This is a genomic window from Mesorhizobium sp. P3_A9 (assembly GCF_056402975.1).
On sequence record NZ_JBFUGJ010000259.1, the window covers coordinates 1 to 8,588 of the forward strand.

Genomic DNA, 8,588 nt, shown 5'->3' on the forward strand with positions numbered 1-8,588 from the left:
TCCTCGTAGTTCTTCGGATCGAAGGTGGTTTCCTTCTGCTTGATCAGCGCTTCGGCGAGCTCAAGCATCTCCTGATCGGGTTTGCCGGCAGGAATGTTGCCGAAATACTCAACCGTGCCGCGCACTTCGTTCGGGTTCCTCAAGGTGCACACGAACATGCCGTTCTCGCGCGCGCCGATCGTCACGATGCGCTCACGGCTGGACAGCACCAGCCGGGCGATCGCCAGCTTGCCGGATTTGCGCATCGCTTCGCGCAGCACAGCGAAGGTCTCTTCGGCCATCGCCCCATCCGGCGCCATGTAGTAGGGCGCATCCTGGTAGATGACATCGACCTCGCCCTCATCGACGAAGGCCTCGATGTTCATCGTGTGGTTGGATTCGATGCGCACCGCGTCGAGGTCGGCGTCATCGATGATGATGTACTGCTTGTCCTCATACTCGTAACCCTTGACCAGGTCCGAGCGCTCGACAAGCCCGAGTTCCGGATCGACCGGCTTCATGTTGATGCGGTTGTGGGTCTTCTTGTGCAGTTGATTGAACGAGATGCGCTCGCTGGTCGTCGTTGCGGGGTATAGCCGCACCGGACAGCTGACGAGGCTGAGCTTGAGATAACCCTTCCAACTTGCCCTTGGCGCCATGATACACTCCTACGCGGCCATGCACTGACATTGACTGCAGCGCTTTTCGTCCGAAGGACGATCAAGGCCGCGCAAATCCTACACCGACGCCAAAGATACAGGCAAATCCCTGACGAAATCTTCCGCTACGCTTTTGAGGTCGTTGGGAGAGAATAATTCAAATTGTCGGAAGCGTCGATGGCGGAGCGCCAGTTCCTCGCCCCCACGGGAGTGGGGGCGAGGAACCCAAGCTTATTTGAACACCGGCAAATCCCGCGCAAATTCCTCGATCTCCGCCCAGGGATCGCCCGAAGTCTCCAGCAGCCCCGGCAGCGACGAGTAGTTCAGATCCTGCGGCGCATCGATCGTCTCCAGATCGCTCCAGCTCACCGGCGTCGAGGCCGGCAGATTGGTGCGGGCGCGCAGCGAATAGGGCGCCGCCGATGTGTGGCCGCGCGCGTTGCGGTGATAGTCGATGAAGATGCGCCTCTTGCGGTTGTCCTTGCCCATGGTGGTGGTGAAAGTGTCGGGCGCGGTCGCCGCCAGATGGGTTGATATGGCGCTGGTCGCCTGATGCAGCTTCTTCCAGTTCTGCTTTGATGTAACCGGCACCGTGATGTGGATGCCATTGCCGCCGGAGGTTTTTGCGAACGGCACCAACCCCAGCCCCTCCAGTTCGCCCTTGATATGCACCGCGGCCTCGACCACCTCGCGCCACGAAATCCCCTCGCCCGGGTCGAGGTCGAAGACGATCTGGTCAGGCTTGTCGAGGCTGGTGCGGTGCGTGCCCCAGGTGTGGAACTCGACGACGCCGAACTGCGCCAGCGCCAGAAAACCCTTGGCGCCTTCGACCGACAGGAAGGATTTGGTCTCGCCCTCGGAATTCATCGTCTCGAAGGTCACCACCGAAGGCGGCATGCCGGTGAAGGCRTGGCGCTGGAAGAAACAGTCTTTTGGCAGGCCGGTCGGGCAGCGCACCAGCGACACCGGGCGGCCAAGGATGTGCGGCAGCATGAAATCGCCGACCAGTGCGTAGTAGACGGCGATGTCGAGCTTGGTCGGCCCGGTCTTGCCGAACAGCCGCCGCTCCGGATTGGTCACCCAGATGGTGGCAAGATCGGCCTCCGAGATCAGCCGCTTGCGYTTKGSCGMGACCGGCGTCGACAGSCCGACATCSCKSARRCCGCGAAACACGCCATGGCGCAGCGMRTTGTCGGCGGTRCGGTTGGCATARTGGATRCGCGCSGAAAACARCGGTTTCACCCAGTGCATCTCGCGCATGATTTCGCGYGGCACGCCTTCGGGYGSGGTCGCGCCCGATGTCAGCGGCTCCAGCCGGGCGAGCAGGTCGGCCGCGGTCGCGGCATCGAAACCGGTGCCGACCTTGCCGCGATAATGCAGTTCGCCGTCCTCCCACTCGGCCATGCCAAGGGCAGCCAGCCCTTCCGCCGCTTGCGAGATCGTGTAACCGGCGATGACGAAATCGTCCTTCTGCAGCGCCTTGCACTTGGTCCAGCTCTTGGTGCGGCCGCTCTGGTAGATCGCGGTGGCGCGTTTGGAGACGACGCCTTCGAGCCCGAGCTCCGTCGCCTGGTCGTAAAGCCCCTGCCCCGAGCCCTCGACATGGTCGGAGAACTGGATGGCGGAGTTGGCGCCGAGGCCGCCAAGCAGTTCCGCCAGCAGCGCCTTGCGCCGGATCAGCGGCGTCTTCATCAGGTCCCAGCCATCGAGATGCAGCAAGTCGAAGGCATAGAAATGCAGCTTGCTGCCGGCGCCCTCGGCCAGCGCATCCTGCAGCAGCGCGAAGCGGCTGATGCCCTTCGCATCCAGCACCATGATCTCGCCGTCGATGATCGCCTCGCGGCACGGCAGTTTTGCGAAAGCATGCGGCAGGTCGCCATAGCGCTTCGTCCAGTCGATGCCGCCTCGGGTGATCAGCCGCACCTCGCCATTGGAGACATGCGCCATGGTGCGGTAGCCGTCGAATTTGATCTCGTGCAGCCAGAGCTCGTTGGTGTTTTCGGCAGGCCCTTCGCCGCCCGGCGGGTTTGGCACCTGCGTCGCCAGCTGCGGTTCAATACGGCTGAGCGCCGGCGCCTTCACCGCGCCCGGCAGCGTGCCGGGTTTCAAGGAACCCGGCTTTGGCGCGGACTTCGCTGACGGTTTCGTGGCGGCCGCCAGTTCTTCGATGCGCAAACCGGACTTCACGCTTTCCGGCCGCGCTTCCAGAATGTTCAGCGCCGTGTCGGCGGCGAGATCGCGCTCCTTGAACAGCAGCCAGTTCTTTTTCTCCGCGTCCTCGCCGGGCTTGGGCTTCAGGCGGGTCAGCATCCAGCCGCCATTGAGTTTTTCGCCGGCGAGGCGAAACTTGAAGGCGCCAGTGCGCAGGCTCTTCTCGACATCGTCCATCGGCGCCCAGGTGCCGGTGTCCCAGACGATCATCGGCCCGCCGCCATACTCGCCCTCGGGAATGACGCCCTCGAAGTCGATATATTCGAGTGGATGGTCCTCGGTCTCGACCGCCAGCCTTTTGTCGGCCGGGTTGAGCGAAGGCCCGCGCGGCACCGCCCAGCTCTTCAGCACCTCGCCGACCTGCAGGCGCAGATCATAATGATCCGCTGTGGCGTGGTGCTTGTGGACGACGAAGCGGTTGCCGTCGGCGGAAATGAGGCCGCCGGCGGGTTCGGGCGTTTTCGAGAACTCACGCTTGGCGCGATAGGTTTTGAGTTTTGGCGGGGTGGTCATGGTCAGGCGGTGGCGGATGCGGATGCGCTTTCCCAGCGCCGCGTTCCGTCACACCCCCCTCTGTCCTGCCGGACATCTCCCCCGCAAGGGGGGAGATCGGATGTCATTTCGGCTTTCGCCAATCGCCGATGTTGAAAGTGACGTGCTGCCAACCAAGCGGCCAATCTCCCCCCTTGCGGGGGAGATGTCCGGCAGGACAGAGGGGGGTGCTGTCCCGCCAGCATTTCAGATTTCCCAGCGCAATGCGAAGAAACAGCGGCCACGCTCAATCGTCGGCAGCCGGCGTCAGCTCAAGCTCGGCCGGGGTCAACCCCTGTTGCAGCTGGCTCAGACGGAACTCATCCACCCAGTAGGCCTCGCCGTCGACCAGCACGCGTGCCTGGTAGGCACCGTCCGAAAAGCTTTGGGCGGTGATGTAGACCTTGTGGTTGTCGAGCGCCTTGCGAACCGCTGCGCGCTTGGCATTCTGGCCGATGACGGGACTGAACATGACGCTGCCCTCGGTCGCCCTGACACGCAACATGGCCGCTTCCACGGCCTGGCGACTGGTCTCAAGGATGACGGAGACACGCTGTCCTGTCAATTTCGCGGACAACGGGTCGGCCGCGCGGCTTACGATCCGCTGCTGGTGACCTTTGTGCCGATCGTCGTGAACTTGGCATTGATCGCATTGCCGAGCGCGCCGGCGCCGGTGATGATGGCAAGCGCGATGAGGGCGGCGATCAGGCCATATTCGATGGCSGTSGCGCCRGTTTCATCCCGCATGAAACGGGAAACGATTGCTGGCATTTCTAGCCCCTGGTTTCTGATCCCTCGCACAACCCTATAGACACCGCGAGTTGCGGTTCGGTTAAATTTTGCCAGCCTTTTGAGGGTGCTTGCGCGCGGAGCTGAATCAAAACATGAAGCATCCGCTCAACGGACACGGCTTGGTTGCAGGCGGCCCAGGCCGGAGCTGTTTTCAGCTTGCCGGTCTGGAACCGCCCACCCGCCTTGTGTCCTTCCCAAGACAGCGGACCAGATAGGCGCATCGACGCCGATCCGCTTTGACATGGATCAAGTGCCAAATGCACCCACGGGTTTGGCCTTTGGCAGGCGCGAAACATCTTCAGGCGCCGGGCCCTTTTTACTGGGCTCGCGAACCCCCATGTCGAAATCCGCTCCCGGCGAACGACATTGATCCAGCGCCGACGAGGCGCGATCAGGTCAAACGACAGGGAGCACCATCATGGCCAAGATGCTTGTCATCTACAAAAACCCCGCCGATCCGGCGGCCTTCGAGCCGCACTATTTCGACATCCATCTGCCGCTCGCAAAACAGCTTCCCGGGCTGCAGCGCTACGATGTCAGCAAACAGCCGATCGTGAACATGCTACCAGGCGAGACACCTTACATCGTGGCGACCCTCTATTTCGACAGCCTGGACGCCATGCGTGCGGCCTTTGCCAGCGAGATCGGCAAGGCCTGCGCCGTCGACCGTCGCAAATACGCGCCTGACGACCGTGTGACGATGCTGCTTTTCGATTCCGAGGCGATGTGAATCGTTAATTCGCGGGCAGGCCTCAGGGGCAGAAAAACCCGCCGTCTTGGGGCGGCGGGTTTGATGGTCACGTCGAACGACTGTCTGATGTCAGAACGTGGACGGGAGCGCTAGCGCCGTCAAGCCGCGGCTGAAATATCTCGGCGAGAACGCCACGGCCGAGCGGCCCTCGTCTCAGACAGCCTCGCTCTCGAAGATCAGCATATCGGCGCCACCCGTCGCGAAGATCTGCAGATCGGCTGCAGCCGCCTGCCCCTCGGCACTGGCGAATGCATTCTGGATGGCGGCCAGGTCGTCGAACTGCAAGGTGGCGATCAGATAGACCTTCGCTGGTCCCGCCGGCGTCATGACAGGGCCGCGGCTGATTTCGTAGCGCCGCAATCCCGGAATGGTCTTGGCCAGCGGAATGTGCTTTTCGCGATAATAGGCATCGAATGCCGCAGGATCCCCAGGCGTGCCGTACATCACCACCAGGCTTGCCATCATTGCCTCCCGAAATCGTTGCGCTGCAGGAGCGTGATGACTTTGCCGGGAGCTTGTCAATCCGCCCTTCCCTGCTAAGGCAAAGGAGCATGGACGGCAGCCTCAGTTCTTCAATCGCCGCAACCGGCGCATCACGCCCTGAACCGCCTTGTACAGCCCGGGCTTCGAGCGCACGAAAAGCTCGGCCTTCCCGCGCAGTTTGATATAGGCGGTCGAACCCCTGCCCTTCAGCGTCACCGCCTCGCACACCTCGGCCAGCACCGCGCTCGAAGCGCCGATATGCTGCTTGTAGCCCTGGCTGCCGACCGACAGGTCGAAATAACCAAGCCCCTGCTCGCGCGCCCACACCATCAGCTTGCCGATCGTCGTCAGGCCCGGCGAGACGTTGGGAACCGCGTCCTGGTCGATCCCGAGCAGAAGCGCGTGCAAGGTGCCCTTCATGACCAGCACGTAGATGACGGCGAGATAGGCTTCACCGKCACGCAGCCCGAACAGCCGCACCGAGCCGTCGGACAGGCCTTGCAGGGCGGCGTTGCGGTAGAATTCGACGACCGGCGCCTGCGTCAGGAGGTCGAAACGCCCGAGCTCGCGGAAGCGGTTGAGCCTTAGCTCCAGAAGCGTGGCGAACTGCTGCTCCACCAATTCAGGCGTCTCGGCTTCGACCAGATCGAGCTTGCCCAGCTGTTCGAAGCGGCGGCAGTGCTTGTGGAAATTCTTGGCGAAGGACGATTTGCAGACGCGCTTGATCAGCGTCTCCGGATTGCCGTCCAGGGCCAGGCTCGAGGCGATCTGGATGGAGTCGCGCGCCGCCGAAAGCAGCGCCAGCGGATTGTCGACGCCGTGAATCTGTTGCGGGATTCCCGCGATGTGGAAGCGGTCCGTCGGCGGCAGCACGGCGCGCACCGCCGCCCAGGCGTCGTCGGCGCTCTGCCTAGTCCAGGGTCTCGCATCGGCCAGCAGCGGCGCCGCGTAGTCGCACACGCCGCCGCTCAGCCATTCGATCACGTAATGGCCCCGAGCACGGCGGCGCATCAGCGGCAGCAGCATGACCGGCGCACCCGTGGCGGCATCGTTGACCTCGACGACGAGCAGCTCCGCGTTTTCGGGCATCAGCCGTTTGGCGATCCCTTCCACCCAGGCAAAGCCCTGGTGGCCGGTGCACAGGCCGGTCTCCTCGAGGCGCAACCAGAGGGGCTTTGCGGTGTCGAAGCTGGTGTGCAGCCGCGCTTTGTAGCGCGCGACAGCAACAGCCGGGGACAGTGGTTGGCCCTGTACATCCACCACCTCAGCTATTCGCATTGCCTGGCCTGCCACCTACGTCTCCCGTCGTTCAGGCCTGCCTTGAACGTCCTCCACGCGAACGCCGCAAACCCCGCATCAGTCCCTGGGCCGCATTGAGCAGCCGGGGGTTGGAGCGCACGAAGGCCTCGGTCCGGTTGCGGACATCGATGCCGGTGCTCACCACTTTGCCTCGCATCGTGTAGCCGTGGCAGAGTTCGACCAGCACCGAACCCTTGGCGCCCATATTTGCCTTGTAACTCTGGTTGCCGACCGACAGGTCGAAATAGCCAAAGCCCCGCTCGCGTGCCCAGCTCATCAACCTGCCCATGATCGCAAGTCCCGGTGAGACATTGGGCACGACGCTCTGGTCCATAGCTATCAGCAGAGCATGAACAGTGTCTTGATGAACCAGAAGATACTGGACCGCGATCAGAGCCTCGGCCACGCGCAGCCCGAACAGCCGCACCGCTCCGTCCGAAAGGCCGCGAACAGCGGCGTTGCGGTAGAAATCGACGACTTTTTCCTGCGTCAGCAGGTCGAAGCGGCCAAGCTCGCGAAAGCGGCTGAGCCGCATCCGGACCAGTTCGCCGAAGATACGCTCCACCTCGGCCGGCGTGCCGGCCTCGACCAGTTCCACATCGCCGAGCCGTTCGAGCCGGCGCCAGTCCTTGCCGAATTCCTTGACGAAGGAGGGCTTGCACAAGCGCTTGAGGACCGTGTCCGGATCGCCGTCAATGGCGAGGCCGAAAGTGGTCTGGAGGGAATCGCGCGTCGCCGCGAGCAAGGCAAGCGGATTGGCGACGCCGTTGATCTCCGGTGGAATCCCCGTAATGTGGAACCGGTCCGCCGGCGGCAGCACGGAGCGCACCGCGGCCCATGCGGCCTGTGCGGATTGTGTGGTCCACGGCCTCGCATCGGCCAGCAGCGGTGCCGAATAGTCACTGACGCCACAGCTCAGCCATTCGATCACCCGATGGCCGAATGCCGGCCGGCGCATCAGCGGCACCAGCATCCTGGGTTCGCCCGTCGTGGCGTCGTTCACCTCGACGATGAGCGGTTCGGCACCTTGCGGCATCAGCCCCGCGACGATCCCCTCTGCCCACGCATAATTCTGGTGACCGGTGCACACACCGCTTTCCTGGAAGCGCAGCCAGAGTGGTCTGACCGCTTCGAGACTTGTGTGCAATCGCGCCGTGTAGGCGTCGTTCGCGGGAACGGTCACAGGATGGGAGGCTTCCCCTTCGGGCAAGCCGTCCACCGCAGCAATTTGCATTGCCTGGCCTGCCAAATCCATCTCCTATCGTCTTGCCGCGGCGAACGTGACCGCCCGCCGCCAGGAGCCCAGGCGGCTGTTACGCTGCTGGTCCGGGTGCTCGATGTTCCACATGCGGTGATGCACGAAATACCATGATGCCGCGAGCACGAAGGTCTCGGAGACCGCCGAACCCAGCAGCGCCCAGGGCGGGGACGCGATTGCCAGCAGGATCGCGATCAGCGCCAGCCCGACGATCGCGCCGCCCAAGGTGATGAAGGCCACGATCCGGAAATCGCCGAGGATCTCGAGCACGATGCGGGGCATGATGTAGAGCATGATCGGGATAAAATTCACCGTCACGAAAAGCCCGATGAACCCAACCGAGGCATCCTGGAGAGCCTGGGATTTGATCATCGGCAGAACGAACAGGATGGCGCAGCCATAGGCCAGGCCGCCGAGCCCCATGACCACCGACCAGATCTTCGCCTGCGCCCAGACGCGGCGCGTTTCGCCCAGCCGCATCAGTTTGGCGAGCTCCGGCTGCGTCATGTTCACGAAAGCAAGGCTGATGATGCGCAGCGGTGCGAACAGCACGATCACCGCCGCCAGCGGTGCATAGGCGGCAGGCCCGGCAATGCCCGCGACCAGCAGCGCCAGGCATTGCCCC

General features: G+C 63.4%; 8 protein-coding genes and 1 pseudogene. 1 reads left to right on the forward strand and 8 read right to left on the reverse strand.

The genetic code is table 11. From position 1 onward, the window contains the following. The 4 genes from ku to AC1DX0_RS26150 form a co-directional block, all read right to left on the reverse strand. On the reverse strand, nucleotides 1-638 hold a 638-nt coding region (gene ku / locus AC1DX0_RS26135), incomplete at its 3' end, for a non-homologous end joining protein Ku (RefSeq protein WP_477357337.1). 231 nt (nucleotides 639-869) lie between these two features. Next, nucleotides 870-3,362 (reverse strand): DNA ligase D, encoded by a 2,493-nt coding sequence (ligD, locus tag AC1DX0_RS26140; RefSeq protein WP_477357338.1) that lies wholly within the window; start codon nucleotides 3,360-3,362, stop codon nucleotides 870-872. Between the two features lie 265 nt (nucleotides 3,363-3,627). Then, nucleotides 3,628-3,852, reverse strand: a complete 225-nt coding sequence (locus AC1DX0_RS26145) for a hypothetical protein (RefSeq protein WP_477224608.1) — start codon at nucleotides 3,850-3,852, stop codon at nucleotides 3,628-3,630. Nucleotides 3,853-3,974: 122 nt separating this feature from the next. Continuing rightward, entirely contained in the window at nucleotides 3,975-4,151 is a 177-nt protein-coding gene (locus AC1DX0_RS26150) for a Flp family type IVb pilin (protein ID WP_477224599.1), read from the reverse strand. Between the two features lie 439 nt (nucleotides 4,152-4,590). Here AC1DX0_RS26150 and AC1DX0_RS26155 point away from each other — a divergent pair, with 439 nt between their 5' ends. After that, entirely contained in the window at nucleotides 4,591-4,902 is a 312-nt protein-coding gene (locus AC1DX0_RS26155) for an EthD family reductase (protein WP_477224600.1), read from the forward strand. Between the two features lie 174 nt (nucleotides 4,903-5,076). On the opposite strand, the gene AC1DX0_RS26160 is transcribed toward AC1DX0_RS26155, so the two are convergent. The 4 genes and pseudogenes from AC1DX0_RS26160 to AC1DX0_RS26175 all read right to left on the reverse strand — a co-directional run. Then, nucleotides 5,077-5,385 carry an EthD family reductase gene (locus AC1DX0_RS26160; RefSeq protein WP_477224601.1) on the reverse strand — a complete coding sequence of 103 codons (309 nt, stop codon included), beginning with the start codon at nucleotides 5,383-5,385 and terminating at the stop codon, nucleotides 5,077-5,079. 102 nt (nucleotides 5,386-5,487) lie between these two features. Further along, nucleotides 5,488-6,699: a GNAT family N-acetyltransferase gene (locus tag AC1DX0_RS26165; protein ID WP_477357340.1), complete on the reverse strand. Its 1,212-nt coding sequence runs from the start codon at nucleotides 6,697-6,699 to the stop codon at nucleotides 5,488-5,490. Nucleotides 6,700-6,715: 16 nt separating this feature from the next. After that, nucleotides 6,716-7,960 carry a GNAT family N-acetyltransferase gene (locus tag AC1DX0_RS26170; RefSeq protein ID WP_477224603.1) on the reverse strand — a complete coding sequence of 415 codons (1,245 nt, stop codon included), beginning with the start codon at nucleotides 7,958-7,960 and terminating at the stop codon, nucleotides 6,716-6,718. Between the two features lie 3 nt (nucleotides 7,961-7,963). Further along, nucleotides 7,964-8,588, reverse strand: a pseudogene (locus AC1DX0_RS26175) (MATE family efflux transporter); the annotation flags it as partial.